Genomic DNA, 23,090 nt, shown 5'->3' with positions numbered 1-23,090 from the left:
AAGTGAGGTAGCCTTAAAGGCGGGAGACCACCAGTTGGTTGAGGGAGACGTGCTGCTCGGCGGCCTCGATGGCGAGTTCGCGGTGTTTCTCGGGCGGTATGCGGAGGGCGAACTTGCCTGAGTAGGTGCGACTGAAGTCGCCCCTACGGGGGGTGGAGAGGTCAAGCGTAGATCTTAAGGCTCTAGGCGGTAGCCGAAGCGGGTGACGGTTTGCAGGTACTGAGGTGCGCTGGGGTCTTCCTCTATTTTCTCGCGGATATGGCGAATGTAGGTGGGAATGCTGATGGAGCCGTCGAGGAAATCGAGGCCCCAAAGACGCTCGATTATCTCTTCGCGGGAAAATACCGCACCTGGTTCTTCGGATAGCAGGGCGAGGATCTGGAATTCCCGGTGAGTGAGTGCAACGGCCTCGCCGTCGATAAACGCCTCGCAGCGACGCAGGTCGATGGTGAGGCTCCGCAGATGCCGAACATAGCGCTCGCCGGTAGGTTCTAAGGCATCAGCTTCGACGTTTCCGGAAAGAGGAATTTGTCGCTCGCCGTCAGGTAACGTCTCGCTGGCATTATCCCGCATACGCTGAGCCCTCCGGCAGAGGGAATCGACGCGCAGAACTAGCTCTTCCTCTGAAAACGGCTTGGGCAGGTAGTCATCAGCTCCCGAGCGCAGGCCGCGGACGCGGTCGTCGGTGGCCCCCTTGGCCGAAAGCATCATGATGGGCACATCGAAGCCCATGTCGCGGATGGCACCGCTGACCTCCAGACCGTCAAGCTTGGGCATCGTTACATCAAGAATGATGAGGTCGGGACGTTCGCGCTGCAGCTGGGTCAGCACTTGCAGACCATCCTGGGCTTCGCATACTTCGTAGCCCCGCTTCTCGAGGATGAGGCGGACGGCCAGTCTCAGGCTCGACTCATCGTCAGCTACGAGTACCTTCATGGTTTTCCTTTCCTTCTAGGGGCAGCGTGAATGTGAAGGTGCTGCCATGTCCGATGGCGCTTTCAACGGTGATATCGCCGCCCAGCATGCGGGCAAGGTTGCGGGCAAGGCCTAAGCCCAGGCCGCTGCCCACGGTGTCGGCGCGCTTCTCAATGCCGGGGCGCTCGAACTTCTGGAAGATGCGCTCGAAATCTTCCTCGGCAATGCCGCAGCCGGTATCGGCGACGGTGATGACAGCTTGCTGGTGCGCAGCATCAAGGGTGGCCTGCAGGCACACTGAGCCGCCTCGGTCGGTGAACGACAGGGCGTTGGCTACCAGGTTGCCCAAAATAGTATGGATGGCGGTCCAGTCGCTGCGCAGGATGGGCACGTCGGAGTCAATGGAGGCGGCGAAGTCGATGCCCTTGCGCGTGGCAAGCGGACCAGCCATGGCGCGCAGGTCCACAATTTCGTCAACCAGGTCGACCTCTTCACTGACGAGGCGGTACTTGCCTGAGTCGACCCGCGCGGTATCGATCATGTTGTTCACCATGTTCAGAAGAACCTTGCTGTTTTGCCCCACCTGGTGCACCAGTTCGCGCTGCCCCGCATCGCCAGTATCCTTGCCGGCCCACAAGTCGGTGAAGGCGATGATGCTCGAAAGGGGGGTGCGTAGTTCGTGGCTGATGGTGGCAAGGAACTCGTCTCGAAGTCCGCTGGCTTCCTCCAGCTCGCGGTTTGCCTGCAGCAGCTTCTCGTTGGCGTCGGCCATAGGCCCCGTAACCCAGTGCTTGAGACCCTTCTGAATAACGAATACCATGACAACGAGTAGCAAAAGGAACAAAGCAAGCGTTGCTGCCATGCGCAATTGTGCGTCGAGGCGATAGGACTCGATGGGAACGACGATGCTCGCAATGCCGGCCAGGTCGCCCTTGACCATGCCCTCTTTGAAAAAGCCCATCTCATCGAGCTCGCCCCGGGGCGCTCCGTGGCACTTTAGGCACGACTCGTCGGCATTCAGACGAGAGGCATAGCGTAGCACTGGTGCTCCTTCGTAGTTGCATAGCTCGTAGTATTCCAGAGCCGTGCCATCGTTAAGGGCGGAAATAGCCATCTCTTCGAATGCGTCGGGAGTATCGTCGACCGAGCGGGGGTCGGTGCGTACGTAGCGAATGGCGTAGCCATCGGACAGATCGGTGAACCTTTCTGCGATGCCCTTGGCCGCGGCGGCGCAGTACACGTTCTTGAAGTTATAGCTGCCGTCGGCGTCGTAGTTGATAGCGTCTTGCACGTCGTCGATATAGGCCCACGAGGCCATCATCTGGCGGTTGAGAGCGCGCGCTTCAGTGAGGGCCTTGTCTTCCACGGAGCGATCCTGTTCCGCCAGACTCCAAGCGGTGTAGAGGGCCATGATGAGCAGCACGACAATGACAACAAGCTCGCTGAAACGCCGAGGAAGCGGACGGCGCGAAGGAGTCGCACCGTCGGAGAATTTCCTTGAAGGGCTTGTGTTGGCCATGGGGCTCGCTCTCCGTGCTCTCTGAGAAAGGGAGGGATTTAAGAATAAAGGGGGTTCAGGTGCAACGCAACCCGGCCGGGGGGGAGGCGGCCGGGTTGCTGGCTGGAAAGATTGCCGAGGTTGTTTGGGTCGCTAGGCGATGAGGGCCATGCCTTCGCTGCAGGCCTTCTCGCCGGCCTCGACGAGGGCCGAGCCGTCAACCATGGAGGCCATGTGGCCAACCGAAATCACGCTCGGTTGGGTATTGATGCAGTGGTCGTACCAGGAGGCCTTGGCGTACAGCTCACGTGCCTTGTCCAGGGTGGCTTCGTCCTTGGACTTGGTCTTGATGGCCTCTTCAAGCGCGGCCTTGAAAGTCTCGGCTTGGGCGGTCAGCTCCTCATAGCCGCGAGCCAACTCGTCGGCCTTCTGCTCGGCGTAGGCCTTCATATCCGCAGTCGTCTCAATGCCCTGGTTCTTGTGGCAGGTCAGGCAGTACTCGAGAGAATCTTCGTTCTCCAGCGGATTGTTAGCGGCGAAGTGGTTGGTGTAGGTGGTGCCGCTTTCGGCGTCGGTGGTCTTAGGCATATGGCAGTCGACGCAGGTCACACCAAGATTGGCCATGGGCGAGGTCTGGAAAATCTCGATGATCGGGTGCACCATGTAGCTGGTGGAAATGCCGGTCTCCTCGTCTTTCGCGAAGTTCACCCCATCCTCGTAGCTGGCTTTGAATACGGACTCGAGGTCGGTGCCGTAGCGATAGGGACGGAAGTTCTCCAAATCGGCTTCAGTGGTAATGCGGCTGCGGTAGTCGTAGGAGTTGTGGCACTGGGCGCAGACGGCAAGTTTCGGAACAAGGTTGGCCGCAAAGTCATCGCCCAGGGCGTTGAAGTACACCAAGTTCGCCTTAAGGTTGTCTGCAGACGGCATGCCGTCGTGGCACATGGCACAGTCGAAGTACTCGCCGTTTACGATCTCGCGGGCCTGCTTGTTGTATACCGATCCGAAAGCGGAGGCTCCTTGTTGGGCATAAATGTCATTGAACTTCGAGGACTTGCAGGCGACGCAGCCGCTGTACAGGCCGGTCTCCTTCAGCTGCTCGTCGGTCTGCTCGGGCAGCACGTACATGCCGAGCTCCTCGTCGTAGGCATAACCTGAAGCGGTTACGGTGCCGTTCTCGCCCAAAAGCACGTCGCCGTTCTGGTCGCGGGCGAGGGGAGCCTCGCAGATATCGCGCAGCTGGCCGATGCTGTGGCCCTTAACGATGCCGTTCTCGTCGGTGCGCTCCTGCTGCAGCGACGCATACTGCAGCGGGAACATCTCGGCGTAGCCGGCCATAGTTCCCTCGGCTGTGGCGTCAGTGGCTTCTGCGGGTGCTGCATCGGTTTGGGGCGCCTGCTCGGGCGCGCATCCAGCGATGGCGGCGAAGAGCATCACGGTAGCAACGCAAGCGGCGCCGATGACGTGTTTGCGTTGGAAGCTGAATGCTTTCATGGAAATCCCTTCCTCTCCTTATTATGATTGCCTTCCTTCCTGGGCCTCAGTATACGAACCCCAGGTAATACCGCCAATCGTGCTGCCCTTGACTTCAGATTGCGCTTTCGCAATCGCAGCGCAATCACTTTTGAGAAGGCATCTTGCAGCGCGTTTCCTTAGAGACGGGCAATCAAGAAAACAGCTTGAAGAGTCTATAAAAGAGTATATAATTCCTACCATAATTCACGATAGGAAAGTAGGCATACCATGGCATCTGCAACGGCGGCGATTCCGCTTATTCGGCCCATTACCGATCTGCGTACGCAGTTCAACGATGTATGCACTCAGGCGACGGAAACCCAGGAGCCCATCATTCTGACGAAGAACGGCGTGCCCGCCTATGTGTTGGAAGATTGCGCGGCCTACGAGGCGGCGGCCCAACGCAACCGCATGTTCCTCGCGTTGCGCGAGGCGGAGATAGAGGAGCGCTACCGACCCCAGGCCCTTACGGCGGAGGAATCGGACGCGCGTATGGCCGAGATCTTCAAAGTGTGGGGGCTCGACTATGCTTGATCTTGCATGGCGGCCGCGCGCCCATCTCGACCGGGAGTCTATCGCCATCTATCTTGGCCACGAGAGGCGCGCCCCTCAGGCTGCGCTCGATGCCGTCAAGGCTATCGATGCGGCCCTCGATATGGCGCGCACGTTTCCCGATGCGGGCGGCCATTTCACCGACGATCATCTCGAGCACGAGTACCGCACCACCCTCGCGGGCTCTTACATCATCTGCTACCGCTACAACGCCGCCACGCTTACCGTCTACCGCATCATGCACCAGCGCCAGAATATGGACACCTACAGCTTGGTTGAGTTCTAAGCGAATGGGTAAGCGGACGAAAGGGCTATCGTTTCGCCGTTGACGCCTCGCATCGGTCGCCTTCCTCCAACATTTGAAGGCATCTTGTGTGGGGCGTTAATAATTCGGAAAGGAAATTTGCGGGCGGAGGTAATGGCTTGGGGGAATCCGATCTCGTACCCTTGTCTTGCGCTGAAATGCGTATAGTGCGATGAGGGGAAACGAGAAGAGGAGGACCTTATGGCACAAACGAAAGAAGGGCACGACCCGTCGAAGCTGACGCGTCGCAGCTTCATCAAGGCCACGACGGCTGCTACGGCATCCGTTGCCGTGGGCGGTGCGTTGGCCGCCTGCGCGGCCCCGGCGCCGCAGGAGGGCCTGTCCGAAACGGGCGCTCCGTCGCCGGAAACCGAGGGAACCTGGATCACTGCCGCTTGCTGGCACAACTGCGGCGGTCGTTGTTTGAACAAAGTTCTCGTTAAAGACGGCATGCCCGTGCGTCAGAAGACTGACGACACGCACGAGGATAGTCCCGACTACCCCCAGCAGCGCGGCTGCCTGCGCGGCCGCAGCCAGACGCGTCAGGTGCTTGCGGAAGACCGCCTGAAGTATCCGCTCAAGCGCAAGGGCTGGAGCCCCGATGCTCCCAATGGTGAAATGCGCGGCAAGGATGAGTGGGAGCGCATCAGCTGGGATGAGGCCTTGGATTATGTTGCCGAGGGGCTGAAGAAGGCCAAGGAGCAGGCGGGCAATCGCTCCATTCTCCTGTCCGGCGGCTGGAACAGCGGCGGAAGTGATATGTCCCGCGTGCTCGGTCTGTTTGGCGGCTATACCGAGTTCTGGAACACGAATTCCTTCGGCGCCTGGTCGAAAACGCCCTTTGTGTGCGGCTTCCATCATAGTGGCAACTGGGATCAGACCATCAACGACCGATTCGATTTGCGCAATAGCGAGATCATCGTCATGCTTTCCATGAATCCCGCCTGGAGCGCCATGGGCAGCCAGACGTGGAACTATTGGCAGGCGAAGCAGGCCGGCGCCCGTTTCATCTGCATTGACCCCTTCTACAACGACACCTACTCTCTGCTGGAGGCTGAGTGGCTTCCGGTGCGACCCGCCACCGATATGGCGTTCATGCTGGCCGTGGCCTATGCCATGCTCGAGCAGGACGACGACAAAAAGCTTATCGACTGGGACTTCCTCAACAATCTGACGGTGGGTTTCGATGCCGATCACATGCCGGCCGACGCCAAGGAAAACGTGAATTTCAAAGACTACGTGATGGGCGCCTATGACGGCACTCCCAAGACGCCCGAATGGGCCGAGCAGATCTGCGGCGTTGAAGCCGCCAAGATTCGCGAGCTGGCCGTGCTTATGGGCAAGGACAACAAGGTGGCGTTCCTGTGCGGCATGGCGTCCGGTCGCGTGCACAACGTGGACAATCTGCCCCAGTTGGTCATGACCCTGGGTGCCATGGGCGGCCACATGGGAAAGTCGGGCCATATGACCGGCTCCACCATGCATGCCACTTCGGGTAATGGCGGCGATGCTCTGATCGCGGCCGGCTCGAACGGCGTGGAGGGCATCGAGAATCCCGTGGACGACTCCATCAACGCCAACGAGGTGTACGATGCCATCTTGGGCGGCTCCTACAACTGGACCGGCGCCGGCCATGCTTTCTCGGCGACTCAGTATCAACCTGGTGAGAAGCGCGATATCGACATCCGTGTCATCTACCATCCTGCTGCTGCCGACTTGCAGACCTCCGATGGTATGAAGAAGGGCATCGAGGCCCATCGCAAGGTTGACATGGTGGTCACTCATGCGCAGTTCTTCACCACCAACGCCCGCTACTCCGACATCATCTTGCCCGTGACCACCGAATGGGAGAAGGATTGGGGCTTTTTGGGTGGCACCCTGGTGCACTCCTCGAATCGCGAGATGATGGTGCACTACACCAAGGTTATCGACCCGCTGTACGAGTGCAAGTCCGACGGCGAGATTGCCGTAGAGCTGGCTAAACGCCTGGGTGTTAACGAAAACGAGGTGGCCCCGCTGACCAGCGGTCAGATGCTTTACAACACGCTGGCCACGATGACGGTGCTCGACAGCGACGGCAAAACCTATGTGCCTGCCGTTAACATCACCGCCGATGATATCGAGGCGATGGGAGCTGAGGGCGACCCCGTTGACGGCAAGCTGGAGTACAAGGAACTGCGAGAACTTGGAGTTTACCAGGTCAAACGCGAGCAGGGCGACAACTACGGCTACATTGCCTTTGAGGACTACTGCAACGATCCCGTGGCCAATCCGCTCGACACCCCCTCGGGCAAGCTTGAGATTTACTGCCAGACATTGGCCGATTTGTGCAACAACATGGGCTGGAATCAGATTTCTCCCATTCCTACCTACCAGCATGTGGTCAATGGCTACGAGGACACATTTAGCAATTGGGACGCGCAAGAAAAAGGCGAGTATCCGTTGCAGGTGATCAATCCCCACTATCTGCGCCGGTCCCATACGGTATTCGACAATGTTGGCTGGCTGAGAGAGGCCTGGGCAAACCCGGTTTTCCTCAACACTTCCGATGCCACCGAGAAGGGAATTGCCGACGGAGATACGGTTCTGGTTTCCACTGCTTACGGCCAGACGCTCCGCAACGCTACGCTTACCCAGTGTTTGCGCCCCGGTGTCGTGGCCATTCCCCATGGTGCTTGGGTTGACGTTGACGAGGAGACGGGTGTTGATCGGGCGGGTGCCGACAATTACCTGAGCGGTCAGGTTCCCAACGGCTTGGGCACCTCGGGCTTCAATTCGGTGATTTGCAAAATTGAGAAGTACTCTGGCGAGGCCCTGGGCGCCGATGTCGACCAGCCGCTCCGCATCGTATGCAAGGATGGTGAGTAACCCATGGCCGACGTGAAGGAAAACAAGAACCCCCAGGGTTTCTACTTCGACCAGCAGGCTTGTGTGGGCTGCCGGACGTGCCAAATCGCCTGCAAAGACAAGAACGATCTGGAAGTGGGTTATCTGTTCCGCAAGGTGGAAACCTTCGAGACGGGCGAATTCCCCAAGCCGGCCACCTACCATTACTCGGGGGCGTGCAATCATTGCCACACGCCGGCCTGCGTTGATGTGTGCCCCGCCGGCGCCACCTACATCAACGAGGAAGACGGCACCGTGCAGCACGACGATGAAAAGTGCATCGGCTGCGAGTATTGCACCAAGGCCTGCCCGTACAGCCACCCGGTGCTCATTAAAGAGCTGAATGTGGTGCATCGCTGCGACGGCTGCATCAACCTGCGGGCGGCTGGCGAGAAGCCCGCGTGCGTGGCGGCTTGCCCCATGCGCGCGCTGGACTTCGGGCCCATCGACGAGCTACGGGCCGCGCATCCTGACGGGGTGAACCAGATTGCCGTGTTGCCCGACGCGGCTCAGACCGATCCGTCGGTGGTGATCAATGCGCGTCCCGCCGCGCTGGAATCCGATCCGAAATCGCTGGTGCTGTAGGGCACTTCCCGGCCGAGCCGCGCGATCCCTCCCCGCGCGGCTCGGCTTTTCGCATTCTGGGGCGGCAAGGTGGAGCGCGGCGGCTTTCTGCACTAAACTGGGGTCTTGCCGGAGAAGAGGGAGGCATGATGTGGCCGAGGGCCGCAGCGGGGTATGTGGCTGCGCCGGTGCCGCTGAAAAGGGAAAAGGGGAGGTGGAAGCGTGAGGCTGAAAACCAAGTTCCTGTGCCTGATCGCCCTGTTGCTGGCGGTGTCGCTGGGGGCGAACTTGGCGTGGACGACCACCAACCAGCATAAGCAGATGGAAAACGAGCTGCGCGTGCAGGGGCGCGCCCTGGCCCAGCAGATGGACTCCGTGTGGGAGTTCATGGTGCTGAACCAAGACCGCCTGGCCCAGGTGGCGTTCACGGAAAACGGGGCGTACCAGGGGCTGCACTGCGCCATTGCCGGCCGCGTAATTGGGCAGATGTTCACCCTGCAGTCCGACTACACCACCCGCTATGTGAACTTCAACCCGCGCAACGCCGCCGACACGCCCGATGATTACGAGGCGGCGGCTCTGAATGCCTTCCGTGCCGATCGCTCGCGCGCCGACTACTACGGTTTCGCGGAATACGACGGCAACCAGGTGTTCCGCTATCTGGCCCCCATGACCATCGAAGAGGCTTGCCTGCAATGCCACGGCGAGCCGGCGGGCGAGCTGGATGTGACGGGTTATCCCAAGGAGGGCTGGACCATGGGGGATGTCGGGGGCGCCATCAGCATCGTGATGCCCCTGGATGTGTACCAGCAAAGCGAGCGCGAGTCTATCACGCAGGACGTGATGTTTTTCGCCGTGATGGTGGCAGTGTGCTTGATTGCGGTGTACATTGCGCTGAATCACCTGGTCACGCGCCCGTTGGGGAAGATTCAAACCGGTGTGGAGCAGGTGTCCGAGGGCAATCTGAACGTGCAGCTCACCTACAGCGAGTCGTCCCAGGAGGTGAGCGCCCTCACCACGAAGTTCAATGCCATGGCGCGCGAGCTGGCCGATACCTACGCCGGCTTGGAAGACGAGGTGGCCGACCGCACGGCTCAGCTGCAGCAGGCCAACGAGGTGCTGGAGCATCAGCGTCGCCAGCTGGAGGCGGTGAACGCCCAGCTGGTGGACGAGAACCAGTACAAGTCGGACTTCCTCTCGATGGTCAGCCACGAGCTGCGCACCCCGCTCACCTCCATCGTGGCCTTCGCCGATCTGCTGAGCAAGCAGGTGGTGCCTGCCACCGAGAAAGAAGCGCGGGCGCTGGCGGGCATCGAGGCGAATTCCCAGGCGCTGATGCTGATGATCAACGACATTTTGGAGATGAGCCGCCTGGATGCCGGTCGAGTGAAGCTGAACCCGGAAGTGGTGGATGTGGGCGATGTGGTGGGCATGGTGCGCGCCACGGTGGGCCCGCTGGCAGCCAAGGAGAACCTGGCGTTTACCAGCGAGGTGGCCCCCGAGGTGCCCCTGGTGCGCGCCGATTTCGACAAACTGGTGCACGTGCTGCAGAACCTGTGCGGCAATGCCGTGAAGTTCACACCCGACGGCGGCAGCGTGAAGCTGGAAGCTGTCTTCGACGCGGCAGCCGACCAGGTGCTGTTCCGCGTGATCGACACGGGCATCGGCATCGCCCCGGCCGACCACGAGCGCATTTTCGAGAAGTTCGCCCAGGTGGATTCCTCGTCCACCCGGCGCTACAACGGCACGGGCCTGGGGCTGGCCATTGTGCGGGAGTACGCGGAAATGCACGGTGGTTCGGTGGACGTGGAAAGCGCATTGGGCCAGGGCGCCACGTTCACGGTGCGCATTCCCGTTCAGGGCCCGCAGGAAGAAGGGAAGGAAAAAGGCAATGGACAAGCCGATTAAAGTGATGCTCATCGACGACGACGCGGGCATTCACGCCAGCTTGCGCGACGTGGTGGAAGAGGCGGGCTATGCCTTCTGCGGCGCGCTGTCGGGCAGAGAGGGGCTGCGCCTGCTGGACGAGGAGCGTCCCGACTTGCTGTTGCTGGATGTGATGATGCCCGGCCTAAACGGCTTCGACGTGTGCCGCCAGATGCGCGACGAGGGGCGCCGCATTCCCGTGATCTTCCTTACGGCGAAAAACGACATCGTGGACAAGAGCACCGGCTTTCGGGCTGGGGCTGACGACTACGTGACGAAGCCCTTCATCGCCGACGAGCTGCTGCTGCGCATCGAGGCCCACGTACGGCGTCACCGCGACGACATCCGCCATGCCCGAGCCGACGCTGATACGGCGCCCGTTAAGCGCGAGCCCTGCCGCATCGGCGAATTGGAGGTGCTGTTCGAGCAGTACGAGGTGCGTCTGCGGGGCAACGTGGTGCCGCTGACGGCCAAGGAATTCGAAATCCTCTCCCTTCTGGCCGAAAGCCCCGGCGAAGTGTACACACGCCGGCGCATCTACGAGCACTTGTGGGGCCCCGCGGCCGAGGTGGACGAGAACTCCATTACGGTGTTCATGCGCAAGATTCGCGAGAAAATAGAGGACAATCCCAGCGAGCCGCGCTATCTGCAAACCGTGTGGCGCGTCGGCTACAAGCTAGCGGCCGAATAGCCTGCTGCGCAGCGGCTCACGCTTAGCCCGACTGTTCATACTGCACCCTCCCTGTGCCCCCTTCCGCGGAAGGGGGCATTTTGACGCCCCGGCTTCCCCATGCGAAGGAGACGGTAGCAGCTCTCTGCCATTCCGGTAATCATAGCTAAAAGATGGTACAATCATAGCTATCAATCGAAAGGAAGGTGCTAGCCATGGCAACAGCTTCAACGGCAGGCGAGGTAATGCGCGTGGTCCTGCCCCCTCTGCTTAAAGTTCAGTTTCGGGAGCGTTGCACCCAGCAAGGTCAGAATATGTCCGAACGCATGAGGCAGCTCATAGCACAGGATGTCAGCAGCGAGGCAACTCCGGCGCAGCGCCTCTCTCAAATTCTCGCATCGACCCAAGCCAAAAACGAAGCTTCGGCTTTGCCGGCGCTTTCCATCGACGATATTGATGCGTTCATTGACGAGATCAGGGAAGAGCGCATTGCAAAGGCTCACGTTGCATGATTGGGATTGTGCTCGACACCAATGTGCTCGTGGCCACGCTTATGACGCCGGAAGGCGAGCACGCCCGGGCGCTCATGAAGATCCTCGAACACCCCGAGGCGTTCGAGATCATCGTAAGCTCTCAGATCGTTGATGAGTATCGAGACGTGCTGGGCCGAAGCCTCATCGCCCTTCGTGGTCTTTCGGAAGAGGCCACGGCGCTTTTGGCGCTTGTGCTCGAGGTGGCGGTCGAGGTTGTTCCCAAGTTCATTCCCGCCCTCGTGTATCCCGATGTGAAAGACAAGCCTTTCTTAGAGGCTGCTGTATATGTGGAAGGGCTTCTGATCTCCAACAACACCAAAGATTTTCCCTTTGCGGGTGTTCGCATTTTCAAGGCGGGCGAGTTCCTCCGTTTTGCGGAAGCCAAGGGGCTGTAGCGCTGTCGCGCCGCGCTCTTTCCTTCCGGTGTCCGCGCGCGACTCCTCTTCGGGCGATCTCTCCCGCGCACCTCCCGCCAATGCAAACCTTTCCCCTCATCTTTCCGCTTGCCATCTCCTTATCTCACCTGCGGGATTGTGATGAATCACACGCGTCTTTTGTTGCCAGTTTGTTAGAATGGATCAGACTTACGAAAACTGTGCCCTAAGGAGAGACGCGCACCCATGGAGATGACCCCCGAGCAGCTCGAGCTCATTACCCACGAGCTGGCCACCATCAAGGAACGCTCGCCGTTCTACGCGAAGAAGTTCGAAGGCATCGATGTGGCCGACGTGCGCACCCAGGCCGATTTCGAGAAGCTGCCCTTCTCCGAGAAGGACGACCTGCGCGCGGTATACCCGCTGGGCCTGCAGGCCGTGCCCGACGAGGAAGTGGTGCGCATCCACAGCTCGTCCGGCACCACGGGCACGCCGGTCATCATCCCCTATACCCAGCAGGACGTCATCGACTGGGCCACCCAGTTCGCCCGCTGCTACGAGGTGGCCGGCATCACGCCGCTCGACCGCATCCAGATCACCCCGGGCTACGGCCTGTGGACGGCCGGCATCGGCTTCCAGCTGGGCGCCGAGCGTTTGGGTGCCATGGCCATTCCCATGGGCCCCGGCAACACCGAAAAGCAGCTGAAGATGATGCAGGACCTAAAGTCCACGGTTATCTGCGCCACCAGCTCCTACGCGCTCTTGCTCGCCGAGGAAATCACCAAGCGCAACCTGCGCGACAAGATTCACCTGAAGAAGGGCGTCATCGGGTCGGAGCGCTGGGGCGAGAAGATGCGCAACCGCATCCAGGACGAGCTGGGCATCGAGATCTACGACATCTACGGCCTCACCGAGGTGTACGGCCCGGGCATCGGCATTTCCTGCGACGCCCATGACGGCATGCACATTTGGGACGACTTCGTCTACATCGAGATCGTGGACCCGGAAACCGGGGAAGTGCTGCCCGACGGCCAGGAGGGCGAGCTGGTGCTCACCACCCTGCGCAAGCAGGGCGCGCCGCTCATCCGCTACCGCACCCACGACCTCACGCGCATCATTCCCGGTGCCTGCTCCTGCGGCCTCCGCCACCCGCGCATCGCCACGCTGACCGGCCGCACCGACGACATGTTCAAAGTGAAGGGCTGCAACATGTTCCCGGCTCAGGTGGAGGAGGTCATCAAGGCCACCGACGGCACCAGCTCGGAATACCAGGTGATGATCGAGGCGGTGGACGGCCACGACGTGCTCACTGTGCTGTTCGAGACGCCGCTGGAAGGCGAGGCTCTTGCCCGCTGCGAGGAGGAGTTGGCGCTCATCTTCAAGGCGAAGCTCGGCTGCACGCCGGAGGCCAAGGGCGTGCCTCTGGGAGAGCTGCCGCGTTCCGAGAAGAAGACCAAGCGCATTTTTGACAGCCGCTACTAGCAAAGGGGCGGGCGGGGAGATCCTTCGACTCGCTTCGCTCGCTCAGGATGACACGGGAGGAAGGCTTCCGGGTCGCAAGGGAAAGCCCGCCGATGGGAGGATGAGAGCCATCATTACGAGCTTGAACGAAAAGCAGACCATTCTCATTGTGGACGACTCGATGCTGAATCGGGCGCTTCTGGCCGACATGATCGGCGACGCCTACCGCATCATCGAGGCCGAGGACGGCAAGCAGGCCGTCGCCATGCTGCAGAAGGAGGGCACGGGCGTTTCGCTGGTGCTGCTCGACTACGTGATGCCGCAGATGAACGGCTTCGACGTGCTGGAAGTGATGAACAAGAACGGCTGGATTAAGGACATTCCGGTCATCATGGTGTCGGCCGAGTCGGACGCCGCCTACGTGGAGCGCGCCTACGAGCTGGGCGTGACCGACTTCATCAATCGCCCCTACGACGTGAACATCGTGCGCCGCCGCGTGATGAACACCCTGATGCTGTATCAGAAGCAGCGCACGCTGATGGGCATGGTGGCCGACCAGGTGTACGAGCGCGAGAAGTCGAACAACCTGATGGTGTACATTCTGTCGCACATCGTGGAGTTCCGCAACGGCGAGAGCGGCATGCACGTGCTGAACGTGCAGGCCATGACCGAGATGATCCTCACCCAGCTGGTGCGTCTGACCGATCAGTATGCGCTGACCGCCGACGACATCTCGCTTATCACCATGGCGTCCAGCCTGCACGACATCGGCAAGATCGCCATCCCCGAGGAGGTGCTGAACAAGCCGGGTCGCTTCACCGACGAGGAGTTCGCCATCATGAAGACGCACTCCGCCGTGGGCAGCGACATGCTGGACGACCTGGAGCTGTACAAGGACGAGAAGCTGGTGCGCGTGGCCCGCGACATCTGCCGCTGGCATCACGAGCGCTGGGACGGCCGGGGCTACCCCGACGGCCTGGCGGGCGACGAGATTCCCATATCGGCCCAGGTGGTGGCTTTGGCCGACGTGTACGACGCCCTTACCAGCCAGCGTGTGTACAAGCCGCCCTTCAGCCACGACGAGGCCCTGCGCATGATTCGCGACGGCGAATGCGGCGCCTTCAACCCGCTTATCCTGGAATGCCTGGCTGCTGTGGCCGACGATCTGGAAAACCGCCTGAACCGTGGGGTGACGGGCCGCGAGATTGCCGTGGACACCCTGCATCTGGCGGAAGGGGCGCTGGACAACGGCGCCGCCGAGGCGTCCAGCCGCACTTTGGAGCTTCTGGACTACGAGCGCATGAAGTACCACTTCTTTGCCTCCATGAGCAACGAGGTGCAGTTCGAGTTCACTGAAGAGCCGCCTATGATCGTGCTGTCCGACTGGGGCGATCGCAAGCTGGGGCTGCCCGAGATTGTGATGGATCCCTACAACGACGAAGCTTTCTGCAGCGTGTTCGGCCACGAGAATCTGGCCGAGCTGTCACGTCTGCTGCGCTCCAGCGACCGGGAGAACCCCCTGGTGGATATGGAAATGGAAGTGACCGTGAACGGCGAGACGCGCTGGCTGCATGCGCTGGCCCGCGCGCTGTGGTCCGACGAGAACCCGCCGACCTATCTGGGGTCCATCGGCAAGTTCATCGACATCGACGATCGCCAGGCCGAACTGCGCGACCTGCAGTTCAAGGCCTATCACGACCCGCTGACCGAAGTGGTGAACGGTGCCTTCGCCCGCAAGGTGATCGTCGAGCGTTTGGGCGACGGGGATGACTGCGACCGCGATACCGACCGCTTGGTGCTGGCCGTGTGCGACCTCGACTTCTTCAAGCAGGCCAACGACACCTACGGTCACCAGTTCGGCGACAAGGTGCTGCAGCACTTTGCCGAGCGTCTGCAGGAAAGCGTGCGCGGCGGCGACGTGGTGGCGCGCGTGGGCGGCGACGAGTTCCTCATCTGCATGGAATGCCCCGTGGACCCGCGCCCGCTGATCGAGCGCATCCACGGCTCGCTGGAAGGCGAGTTCGAGGGCTTCCCGCTGTCGGTGTCCATGGGCGTGGCCACCACCGACGACGGCGTGCGCGACTACGACGAGCTGTTCCGCCGGGCCGATGTGGCGCTGTACTACAAGAAGCGCGGCGGCCGCGGCGGCTACGCGTTCTACGACGATTTAAGCGAGGCCGAGCGCGGCTCGGTGATCGAGGGAGCCACGGCGCTCTCGGGCATAGACAGAAGCGACGCAGACCAGTAGACTGCGCAACAAAGACGGTAAGGAGAGACCATGTCGTTGGAGATTGCCTACGCTGCCATGGGCGGCGACTTGGAGACGGTGCGCGGGCGCCTTATGACCGACGAGCGCATCGAGAAGTTCGCGAAGATCTTCCTGCAGGACACGTCCATGCAGACGCTGGAGAACGCCCTGGAAACCGGGGATTTCTCCGAAGCCTACCGCGGCGCCCACACCCTGAAGGGCGTGAGCCGCGACTTGGGCTTCACCCCGCTGTTCGAGGCCTCGTGCGCCCTGTCCGACGCCCTGCGCCTGGACGACGCCGGCACGCCGGCGAACCTGGCGGCGGTGCCGGAGCTTTTGCCGGCGGTGCGCGACGCCTACGCGCTGGTGGTCGACTCCATCGCCATCATTTAGAACGGCGGTCGCCAAACGGCGGCACGCTGCTGACCAAGTCTCTCTGAAAAGGGTTAAGGAACGGACGTGATGACCGAAACAGATAACAAGATAAGACGCGGGCGCATTATCATCGCCTTGATCGCGCTCGCCGTGGTCGTTGCCGCCTTCTTCCTGTTCATCACCATGAACAACGATCGCATTTCGGCCCAGAACGCCCAGTACTTGGAAGGGTCGACCCAGCAGTCGGCCCGGCGTATCTCCGAGTGGATGACCGACTCGCAGACCGAGGTGCGCCTGCTCACCTCGCTGTACGAGAGCTCGCTGACCGATCCCGACGAGGCCTCCATCGACGGCATTCGCGCCCTGGCGGCCTACACGAAGTTCAGCTACGTTACCTTCTCGGACGCCACGGGCATGACCTACGACGATCGGGGGCGCACGGCCGATGCGTCCGACCGCGATTATTTCGTGCGCGGCATGGAGGGCGAATCGGGCGTGTACGCCACCGATAGCTCGCTGTTCTACGACGATCTGTCCATCATTTTCTACACCCCGCTGAAGTACCAGGACGAGGTGATCGGCGTTATTGCCGGCGCCTACCGCGAGGACTCCATGAAAGACTTCCTGGCCACGAACTTCTTCGGCGAGAAGACCTCCACGTTCCTGTGCGCGCGCGACGGCACGGTGGTGGCCCATTCCGCCGCCTCTGAAGCGGCTGGCGGTGTGCTGAGCGCCTTCGAGATTTACACCAACGAGGGCAGCACCAGCGAAATTAGCCGCGCCGAGCTGGAGGAGGCGTTCTCCGACGGCGCCTCGGTCACCTTCGACTACCGCAGCCCCGCCGGCTCGGGCATGGCCTATGTTATGAAGCTGCCCGACTACGACTGGATGCTCATGCGCACATTCCCCATCAGCATCACCGAGGGCATGCAGAGCCGCGCGGCCCTGGCCGGCGTGGTGCTGGTCGGTTTGGTCGGCGGCGCCCTGGCCCTGGTGGCCGGCTACCTGCTCGTGCAAACCATGCGCCAGCGCTCGCGACTGCTCAGCGAGAGCGAGCATGTGACCAGCATCGTGTACTCGTCGTTGGCGCTGTTCCAGCGCTTCGCGGTGATCGACCTCGAGAAGAACACCTACGAGTACCTGAAGGACGAGAGCATCAAGGACGACCTGCCGCGCAATGGCGACTACAACATGTTCCGCTATTACTGGCAGACGCGCTTCTACAACGAGGAAGAGTGCGCACGCATGAAAGAGGCGCTCACGCCCGAGTACATTCAGGCGCAGTTGACCGAGGGCGTGCCCTATCTGCACCTTGAATACCGTTTGGAAGACCCCGACACGGGGGTGGTGGCCTGGAACCAGGCGTCCATGATTCCGCTGCAGCGCAACGCCGACGGCGTGGTGACGAGCGTGCTTCTGTCGGTGCAGGACGTGACCGACGTGAAGGAGCGCGAGATTGCCCAGCACAACGCGCTGCAGGATGCCTTTAACGAGGCCGAGCGCGCTAGCCGCGCCAAGACCGACTTCCTGAACTCCATGAGCCACGACATCCGCACGCCCATGAATTCCATCATGGGGCTCACGGCCATCGCCTCTATGTATGTGGACGATCCGGAGCGCGTGAAGGACTGCCTTACGAAGATCACCACCTCGAGCCGGCATTTGCTCGGCCTTATCAACGAGGTGCTGGATATGGCGAAGATCGAGAGCGGCAATTTGGGCCTGTCGGAGGAGGATTTCGACCTGCCTGAGACGGTGGAGAGCCTGCTTTCCATCATGACGCCGCAGATCAACGACAAGAAGCTGAACTTGAAGGTGGAGATCGCCGACATTCAGCACGAGCACGTGGTGGGCGACCCCATGCGTCTGCAGCAGGTGTTCGTGAACATCATGGGCAACTCGGTGAAGTTCACGCCCGAGGGCGGCACGGTGAGTCTGCGCATCAAGGAGCTGCCGAGCCGCGTGAAGGGCTCGGGCTGCTACGAGTTCACCTTCTCCGATACCGGCTGCGGTATGTCGGAGGACTTCGTGAAGACGGTGTTCGAGCCGTTCACCCGCGCCAACGACTCGCGTGTGACGAAGGTGGAGGGCACGGGTCTCGGCATGTCTATCGTCCGTTCCGTGGTGAACCTCATGAACGGCACCATCGACGTGAAGAGCAAGCTGGGAGAGGGCACCACTTTCACGGTGACGGTGTACATGAAGCTGCGCGAGGGCGACGAGCACGACCTGACGCCCCTGGAGGGTCTGCACGTGCTGGTGGCCGACGACGAGGTAGAGGCCTGCGAGAGCGCCTGCGAGGTGCTGAAGTCCATCGGCATGGAGCCCGACTACGTGCTGTCGGGCGACGACGCCGTGGCCGCCGTGCGCGATTCCGAGAAGAACGCTCGCAGCTACGTGGCCATCATCCTGGATTGGAAGATGCCCGGCAAGAGCGGCATCGAGGCGGCGCGCGAGATTCGCGAGATCGTGTCCGACGACATGCCCATCATCATCCTGTCGGCCTACGACTGGACGGCCGTGGAGCAGGAAGCCCGCTCGGTGGGCGTGGATGCCTTCATCGCCAAGCCGCTGTTCCGCAGCCGTCTGGTGCATGTGATGAAGGGCCTGCTGGCTGCCGACGAGCCCGAACCCGTGAGTGAATACGAGGTGCTGCAGCAGAGCGACTTCAGCGGCCACCGCGTGCTGCTGACCGAGGACAACTCCATCGCCGCGGCCATCGCCCTGGACATCATGGGCATGACGGGCCTGGAAGTGGATCACGCCGAGAACGGCCGCGTGGCCGTGGATACGCTGCTGGATGCGGAGCCGGGTCACTACGACCTGGTGTTCATGGACATTCAGATGCCGGTGATGAACGGCTACGAGGCCGCCAACGCCATTCGCGCCGCAGCCGAGGGAAAGGGTCCCGACGGCACCGCGATCGACCCGCGCCCCGACCTGGGAACCATTCCCGTGGTGGCGCTGACGGCCGATGCCTTCGCCGACGACGTGGCCCGCGCCCGCGCGGCCGGCATGAACGCCCATATGTCGAAGCCCATGGAAATCGAGCTGCTCATTAAAACGCTGAAGGAATGGCTGTAGACCCATGGGCCGCCTGCGTTCCCATAGGCGTGCGCTGCCTGCGGCGCTGACGGCCCTGCTGCTGTGCGGGGCGGTTCTTTCCGCATGCGGCTCGGGCGGTGGCGGCGCGACGGGCGGTTCCGGCGGCGAGGGCGATGGCGGCACCACGTCGGGTCCGGCGTACAGCCAGCCCGGCTCGGTGACCCTGTCGGCCTTCCACGGCGAGTTCGCCCAGACGGGCAACGACTGCGCCATTGACACTTCGGCTGTGTCCGAAGGCTATGTGGGCGCGTCGGCCACCTCGTCCAGCCGCCTGAAGTTCCAGGTGAGCAAAGGCGACATGAGCTACAACTACGATTTGCCCGGCGACGGCACCCCTATCGTGGTGCCCGTGAACATGGGCGACGGCCCCTACAACTTCCGCGTGATGCAGAACACTTCGGGCAGCAACTACGTGGAGCTGTTCAGCGTGGTGGAGAACGTGACGCTGGCCAGCGAGCAGGCGCCGTTTCTGGTGCCTAACATGTTCGTGGACTACGGCGAGTCGTCGGCCGTGGTGGCCAAGGCGCGCGAGCTGACGGCCGACTGCACCAATCAGGGCGAAGTGGTGCGCAATATCTACGAGTGGGTGGTGGCCAACATCACCTACGATCACGATAAGGCCGCCGAGCTGGCCTCGGCTACCGGCTATGTGCCCGACCCCGACGAGACCTTGGCCTCGGGTACGGGCATTTGCTTCGACTACGCCTCGCTGGGCGCCGCCATGCTGCGCAGCCTGGGCATTCCCTGTAAGGTGGTGACCGGCTACGTTTCTCCTGATGATGTGTACCATGCCTGGAACATGGTATATATTGATGGAGAATGGGTGAGCGTGGAAATCAGCATTAAGCCAAACGACTGGACGCGGGTCGATCTGACCTTCGCCGCGTCGGGTGCGGCCAGCACCATCGGCGACGGCACCAGTTACACCGATCGATACACGTATTAGGAACAGACAGGGGAGACTATGGCCAAACCGAAGCTCGACAGTGCGGGAATCAGCCTTTTCTGCGAGAGCGTCGCCATGATGCTGGCGGCCGGCATCCAGACCGACGAAGCGGTGGGGATGCTGTCCGAGGACATCGGCGACGAGGGGCTGCAGGCCACTTGCACGGTGGTGTACGGCCAGCTGACGGCGGGCAACACCCTGGCTTATGCCATGCAGGCGTCGGGTGCCTTCCCGCGCTACGCCGTGGACATGGTGCGCGTGGGCGAGAACGCCGGCCGCACCGAAGAGGTGCTGCGGGCGCTGGGCGTGTACTACGACGAGGAGGACCGCCTGTTCGCGAAGATTCGATCGTCGGTGGGTTATCCGGCGGCGCTGCTATGCGTGATGTCCATCATTTTGGCCTTCACCGTGATCATCATCCTGCCGGTGTTCGAGGACGTGTACGTGTCCATGGCCGGCTCGCTGACCGACGGCTCCTTCGGTGCCGTGGGGCTTTCTATCGGCATTGGCTGGGTGGCTCTAGGCATCACGCTGGTGTGCACCGTGGTGGCCCTGGCCGGCGTGATCGCCTGCCGTTCGGAAGCCGGCCGCATCGCCGTGATGCACCTGTTCGAGAAATTCCCCGCCACACGCGGGGCCATGGAGCAGCTGGCGGTGTCGCGCTTCGCGTCGGCCCTGGCCGCCTACACGGCTTCGGGTGTGAACACCGACGTGGCTATGAAGGAAGCCATCGAGGTGGTGGAGCATGCGGGCCTGCGCGCCAAGGCCCAGGCGGCCTACGCGCTCATGATTGACGCCTCGGCACCGCGTTCGCTGGCCCAGGCCATCAGCGAGGCCGAGGTGTTCGAGCAGATTCACGCCCGCATGCTGACCATCGGCACGCGCTCTGGTTCTCTGGACGCGGCGCTCGACCGCCTGTCGGCCAACTTCTTCGATGACGCCATCATGCAGATAGATGCGGCCATCGACAACATCGAGCCGGCCCTGGCCGCCTTCCTGACCATTGCCGTGGGCGCCACGCTTATTTCGGTCATGATGCCGCTCATCGGCATCATGGGATCGATCGGATAGCCCCATGATTCACGGAAAGACAGCCCAAGCGAGAAAGCGCCGCACGCGTCGGATAGTCGCCCTGGTGGCAGCTTGCGTGCTCGCGGTGACGCTGTGGCTCGCGTGGGACACCGCCAACGGGCAGACCGAGGCCCAGGGCGCCCATTCGGTGCGCACCGCCGTGCTTGAGGCGGCCATGCAATGCGCGGCCGTGGAAGGCGCCTACCCCTCGTCGCTGCAGTATTTGGAAGAGCACTACGGCCTTATCGTGAACCATGCCGACTACGCCGTCACCTACGAGGCTTTCGCCTCGAACGTGCCGCCCAGCGTGGTGGTGATGCCCCGATGAGCGCGCAGGGCAGGGCCTTTGGCGGTGCCGCTCGGCGTCGCGAGCATGATTTCGGCCGCGTGTTCACGGGGCTTCTGTTCGCGCTGTTCGTGGTGGCGCTGCTGATGGCCATCCTTACGGGCACGGGCGTGTACCGCGTGCTGCACCAGCAGGGCCAGGCTGCCGACAACCAGCGCCTGTCGCTGACGCTTTTAGCCAACGACGTGCGGGCGAACGATCAGATTGATGCCGTGGCACGCGCTTGGGTGACCGAGGACGCCGTGCTGATGGACATGGCCGAGGGCGGTGCCCTGGGGCCGTCGCAGGTGGAGGCCGAGGCGTCGGAGAGCAACCTGCTGGAAGGTTCGGCCCTGGTGCTGCGCGAAACGCTGCCCAGCGGCGTGTACGAGACGCGACTGTACCGCTACGACGGCACTATCATGGAGGAGTACGCCTTGGCCGATGCGCCCTACGACCCCGAGAAGGCCACGCCCATCGTTGATTCCTCGGTGTTCGATTTCGCCTACGAGAACGGGCTGCTCACCATAGTCACCGATGCCGGCGAGGTGTCGGTGGCGCTGCGCAGCGGAGGAGGTGATCGGGCATGAGCCGAGGAAATGCACGTCGTTCCATGGCCGACTACGCCGTGGCTACTCACGCGCAGGGAACGTCCGACGGCGACCGCCGCATGGAACGCTACCACGAGTATGTGGGGCGCCGTCGTTCCGAGCGCACCGTATGGCCCGGGGCGGCTTTCATTGTAGAGGCCCTATTGCTGCTGGTGTTCTTGACGGGATCGCTGGCGGTGCTGATGGAGCTGAACGCCGACGCCGACGTCGCCGGCCGGCAGAGTGCCGACCTGATGAGTGCCATGACCATGGCTTCCAATGCGGCGGAAACCTTCGCGGCCAGTCCGCTGACGGCAGCCGAGAGCTTCGCATCGAACGCCAACGCCGACGATCCCAACATCGTGCGCCAGGATAGCTTGGTGCTGGTGCGCGACGTGCAGCCCGAAGAGACGGCGGCCGGAGTGCTGTACCATGCGTCCATTGCCGTGTGGCATGCTTCCGATGTGACGGCGGTGGAGCCGTCCCGGGGGGATGACGGACGCTATCGGCTGACCTTGGCCGATCGCGCTGCCGAGCCGGTGTACACGCTGGAAACGGCGGTGTACGTGCCCGAGGCACCGTCAGAGGGGGAGGTGTCCCATGGCTAAACCCCACGGATCGGTGCGCATCGGCCCCATAGGCCTGTTCACCCTCATTATCATTCTGTGCCTGGCGGTGCTTTCGGTGCTTTCGCTGACCACGGCTCGCGCCGAGCTGTCGGTTACCGAGCGTCAGGCCGCCACCACCACGGAAACCTACCAGTTGGAAACAGCCGCCCAAACCTTTGTGGCCGAGGTGGACGGCGCGCTGCTGTCGGGCGGCGATGCCCTGGCCGATGTGCTGGCCGCCTACGGCATCGCCTCGGCAGAGGCGGATGCGGCTGCGGATGCTCCCGTGGAAGCGACGGCCGATGGCACGGCGGGCGCCACGGCAGATGCGGCCGCCAGCACGGCGTCTGACACCGGCGAGGCCATCGAGGACGACACCCTTTCCGGTGCGGCCGCATCAGACGACACGGTGGAGGTCGTCGTGTGCCCCGCCGATGATCCCATCACGGTCTCGGGCACGTTCGACGGCAGCATCGTTTCCGCCACCTTCTCAATGGAAAGCGGGCGCACCTTGGATGTCGCCCTGCACCTGAACGACGACGGCACCTATCGCATCGAGCAATGGAAGACCACGACCCAATGGATGAACGACGGCCCAGGCGAGAACCTGTGGCTCGGCTAAAG

At 62.1% G+C, this 23,090-nt stretch carries 21 protein-coding genes and 1 pseudogene; 18 read left to right on the top strand and 4 right to left on the bottom strand.

Going from position 1 to position 23,090, the window contains the following annotated elements:
* Nucleotides 1-13: 13 nt before the first annotated feature.
* From VIN30_RS01315 to VIN30_RS01300, 4 genes and pseudogenes are all read right to left on the bottom strand, one after another.
* Nucleotides 14-118: pseudogene (locus VIN30_RS01315) on the bottom strand (toxin-antitoxin system HicB family antitoxin); the annotation flags it as partial.
* Nucleotides 119-174: 56 nt separating this feature from the next.
* On the bottom strand, nt 175-936 hold the full coding sequence (locus VIN30_RS01310) for a response regulator transcription factor (protein WP_326424767.1): 762 nt from the start codon (nt 934-936) through the stop codon (nt 175-177).
* A complete protein-coding gene (locus tag VIN30_RS01305) occupies nt 917-2,434 on the bottom strand; it encodes an ATP-binding protein (RefSeq protein ID WP_326424766.1) in 1,518 nt (505 codons plus the stop codon). Before VIN30_RS01305 ends, VIN30_RS01310 begins: the two co-directional genes overlap by 20 nt.
* Before the next feature lie 132 nt (nt 2,435-2,566).
* Nucleotides 2,567-3,907, bottom strand: coding sequence for an ammonia-forming cytochrome c nitrite reductase subunit c552 (locus VIN30_RS01300; protein WP_326424765.1), 1,341 nt, complete (start codon nt 3,905-3,907; stop codon nt 2,567-2,569).
* Nucleotides 3,908-4,156: 249 nt separating this feature from the next.
* Between VIN30_RS01300 and VIN30_RS01295 the strand changes: the two genes are divergently transcribed.
* From VIN30_RS01295 to VIN30_RS01210, 18 genes are all read left to right on the top strand, one after another.
* Nucleotides 4,157-4,462, top strand: a complete 306-nt coding sequence (locus VIN30_RS01295) for a type II toxin-antitoxin system Phd/YefM family antitoxin (RefSeq protein WP_326424764.1) — start codon at nt 4,157-4,159, stop codon at nt 4,460-4,462.
* Nucleotides 4,455-4,766 (top strand): type II toxin-antitoxin system RelE/ParE family toxin, encoded by a 312-nt coding sequence (locus tag VIN30_RS01290; protein ID WP_326424763.1) that lies wholly within the window; start codon nt 4,455-4,457, stop codon nt 4,764-4,766. The genes VIN30_RS01295 and VIN30_RS01290 overlap by 8 nt, the downstream gene beginning before the upstream one ends.
* A 219-nt stretch (nt 4,767-4,985) precedes the next feature.
* Entirely contained in the window at nt 4,986-7,652 is a 2,667-nt protein-coding gene (locus tag VIN30_RS01285) for a molybdopterin-dependent oxidoreductase (RefSeq protein ID WP_326424762.1), read from the top strand.
* A 3-nt stretch (nt 7,653-7,655) separates the two neighbouring features.
* Nucleotides 7,656-8,255 carry a 4Fe-4S dicluster domain-containing protein gene (locus tag VIN30_RS01280; RefSeq protein ID WP_326424761.1) on the top strand — a complete coding sequence of 200 codons (600 nt, stop codon included), beginning with the start codon at nt 7,656-7,658 and terminating at the stop codon, nt 8,253-8,255.
* A 201-nt stretch (nt 8,256-8,456) separates the two neighbouring features.
* A complete protein-coding gene (locus VIN30_RS01275) occupies nt 8,457-10,142 on the top strand; it encodes an ATP-binding protein (RefSeq protein WP_326424760.1) in 1,686 nt (561 codons plus the stop codon).
* Nucleotides 10,126-10,851, top strand: coding sequence for a response regulator transcription factor (locus VIN30_RS01270; protein WP_326424759.1), 726 nt, complete (start codon nt 10,126-10,128; stop codon nt 10,849-10,851). The genes VIN30_RS01275 and VIN30_RS01270 overlap by 17 nt, the downstream gene beginning before the upstream one ends.
* Nucleotides 10,852-11,045: 194 nt before the next feature.
* A complete protein-coding gene (locus VIN30_RS01265; protein ID WP_326424758.1) occupies nt 11,046-11,342 on the top strand; it encodes a hypothetical protein in 297 nt (98 codons plus the stop codon).
* On the top strand, nt 11,339-11,758 hold the full coding sequence (locus tag VIN30_RS01260) for a PIN domain-containing protein (protein WP_338208642.1): 420 nt from the start codon (nt 11,339-11,341) through the stop codon (nt 11,756-11,758). Before VIN30_RS01265 ends, VIN30_RS01260 begins: the two co-directional genes overlap by 4 nt.
* Before the next feature lie 225 nt (nt 11,759-11,983).
* Nucleotides 11,984-13,219 carry a phenylacetate--CoA ligase family protein gene (locus tag VIN30_RS01255; protein WP_338208641.1) on the top strand — a complete coding sequence of 412 codons (1,236 nt, stop codon included), beginning with the start codon at nt 11,984-11,986 and terminating at the stop codon, nt 13,217-13,219.
* 100 nt (nt 13,220-13,319) lie between these two features.
* The gene (locus VIN30_RS01250) at nt 13,320-15,446 is read left to right on the top strand and encodes a bifunctional diguanylate cyclase/phosphohydrolase (protein WP_326424755.1); all 2,127 of its coding nucleotides are present in this window, start codon (nt 13,320-13,322) and stop codon (nt 15,444-15,446) included.
* A gap of 30 nt (nt 15,447-15,476) precedes the next feature.
* A complete protein-coding gene (locus VIN30_RS01245; RefSeq protein WP_326424754.1) occupies nt 15,477-15,839 on the top strand; it encodes an Hpt domain-containing protein in 363 nt (120 codons plus the stop codon).
* A gap of 69 nt (nt 15,840-15,908) precedes the next feature.
* Nucleotides 15,909-18,905, top strand: a complete 2,997-nt coding sequence (locus tag VIN30_RS01240; protein WP_338208640.1) for a hybrid sensor histidine kinase/response regulator — start codon at nt 15,909-15,911, stop codon at nt 18,903-18,905.
* Nucleotides 18,906-18,909: 4 nt separating this feature from the next.
* Complete coding sequence (locus tag VIN30_RS01235) at nt 18,910-19,872, top strand: transglutaminase-like domain-containing protein (protein ID WP_326424752.1); 963 nt, start codon at nt 18,910-18,912, stop codon at nt 19,870-19,872.
* A gap of 18 nt (nt 19,873-19,890) precedes the next feature.
* Nucleotides 19,891-20,943, top strand: a complete 1,053-nt coding sequence (locus VIN30_RS01230) for a type II secretion system F family protein (protein ID WP_338208637.1) — start codon at nt 19,891-19,893, stop codon at nt 20,941-20,943.
* 4 nt (nt 20,944-20,947) lie between these two features.
* Nucleotides 20,948-21,271, top strand: coding sequence for a hypothetical protein (locus tag VIN30_RS01225; protein WP_326424750.1), 324 nt, complete (start codon nt 20,948-20,950; stop codon nt 21,269-21,271).
* Nucleotides 21,268-21,858, top strand: a complete 591-nt coding sequence (locus tag VIN30_RS01220; RefSeq protein WP_326424749.1) for a DUF4860 domain-containing protein — start codon at nt 21,268-21,270, stop codon at nt 21,856-21,858. The genes VIN30_RS01225 and VIN30_RS01220 overlap by 4 nt, the downstream gene beginning before the upstream one ends.
* Nucleotides 21,855-22,466, top strand: coding sequence for a hypothetical protein (locus VIN30_RS01215; RefSeq protein ID WP_338208634.1), 612 nt, complete (start codon nt 21,855-21,857; stop codon nt 22,464-22,466). The genes VIN30_RS01220 and VIN30_RS01215 overlap by 4 nt, the downstream gene beginning before the upstream one ends.
* The gene (locus VIN30_RS01210) at nt 22,459-23,088 is read left to right on the top strand and encodes a hypothetical protein (protein WP_338208632.1); all 630 of its coding nucleotides are present in this window, start codon (nt 22,459-22,461) and stop codon (nt 23,086-23,088) included. Before VIN30_RS01215 ends, VIN30_RS01210 begins: the two co-directional genes overlap by 8 nt.
* Nucleotides 23,089-23,090 lie beyond the last annotated feature (2 nt).

It is taken from the genome of Adlercreutzia wanghongyangiae (assembly GCF_035989245.1).
Lineage (GTDB): Bacteria > Actinomycetota > Coriobacteriia > Coriobacteriales > Eggerthellaceae > Adlercreutzia > Adlercreutzia wanghongyangiae.
This window is presented reverse-complemented; position numbering and strand designations above follow the sequence as displayed.

Coding starts and splice junctions, on each gene's coding strand:
- VIN30_RS01250 (WP_326424755.1), top strand. CDS start 13,320: ATGAGAGCCATCATTACGAGCTTGAACGAAAAGCAGACCATTCTCATT.
- VIN30_RS01270 (WP_326424759.1), top strand. CDS start 10,126: ATGGACAAGCCGATTAAAGTGATGCTCATCGACGACGACGCGGGCATT.
- VIN30_RS01240 (WP_338208640.1), top strand. CDS start 15,909: ATGACCGAAACAGATAACAAGATAAGACGCGGGCGCATTATCATCGCC.
- VIN30_RS01255 (WP_338208641.1), top strand. CDS start 11,984: ATGGAGATGACCCCCGAGCAGCTCGAGCTCATTACCCACGAGCTGGCC.
- VIN30_RS01290 (WP_326424763.1), top strand. CDS start 4,455: ATGCTTGATCTTGCATGGCGGCCGCGCGCCCATCTCGACCGGGAGTCT.
- VIN30_RS01225 (WP_326424750.1), top strand. CDS start 20,948: ATGATTCACGGAAAGACAGCCCAAGCGAGAAAGCGCCGCACGCGTCGG.
- VIN30_RS01300 (WP_326424765.1), bottom strand. CDS start 3,907: ATGAAAGCATTCAGCTTCCAACGCAAACACGTCATCGGCGCCGCTTGC.
- VIN30_RS01310 (WP_326424767.1), bottom strand. CDS start 936: ATGAAGGTACTCGTAGCTGACGATGAGTCGAGCCTGAGACTGGCCGTC.
- VIN30_RS01260 (WP_338208642.1), top strand. CDS start 11,339: ATGATTGGGATTGTGCTCGACACCAATGTGCTCGTGGCCACGCTTATG.
- VIN30_RS01305 (WP_326424766.1), bottom strand. CDS start 2,434: ATGGCCAACACAAGCCCTTCAAGGAAATTCTCCGACGGTGCGACTCCT.
- VIN30_RS01285 (WP_326424762.1), top strand. CDS start 4,986: ATGGCACAAACGAAAGAAGGGCACGACCCGTCGAAGCTGACGCGTCGC.
- VIN30_RS01245 (WP_326424754.1), top strand. CDS start 15,477: ATGTCGTTGGAGATTGCCTACGCTGCCATGGGCGGCGACTTGGAGACG.
- VIN30_RS01210 (WP_338208632.1), top strand. CDS start 22,459: ATGGCTAAACCCCACGGATCGGTGCGCATCGGCCCCATAGGCCTGTTC.
- VIN30_RS01220 (WP_326424749.1), top strand. CDS start 21,268: ATGAGCGCGCAGGGCAGGGCCTTTGGCGGTGCCGCTCGGCGTCGCGAG.
- VIN30_RS01295 (WP_326424764.1), top strand. CDS start 4,157: ATGGCATCTGCAACGGCGGCGATTCCGCTTATTCGGCCCATTACCGAT.
- VIN30_RS01215 (WP_338208634.1), top strand. CDS start 21,855: ATGAGCCGAGGAAATGCACGTCGTTCCATGGCCGACTACGCCGTGGCT.
- VIN30_RS01230 (WP_338208637.1), top strand. CDS start 19,891: ATGGCCAAACCGAAGCTCGACAGTGCGGGAATCAGCCTTTTCTGCGAG.
- VIN30_RS01235 (WP_326424752.1), top strand. CDS start 18,910: ATGGGCCGCCTGCGTTCCCATAGGCGTGCGCTGCCTGCGGCGCTGACG.
- VIN30_RS01280 (WP_326424761.1), top strand. CDS start 7,656: ATGGCCGACGTGAAGGAAAACAAGAACCCCCAGGGTTTCTACTTCGAC.
- VIN30_RS01265 (WP_326424758.1), top strand. CDS start 11,046: ATGGCAACAGCTTCAACGGCAGGCGAGGTAATGCGCGTGGTCCTGCCC.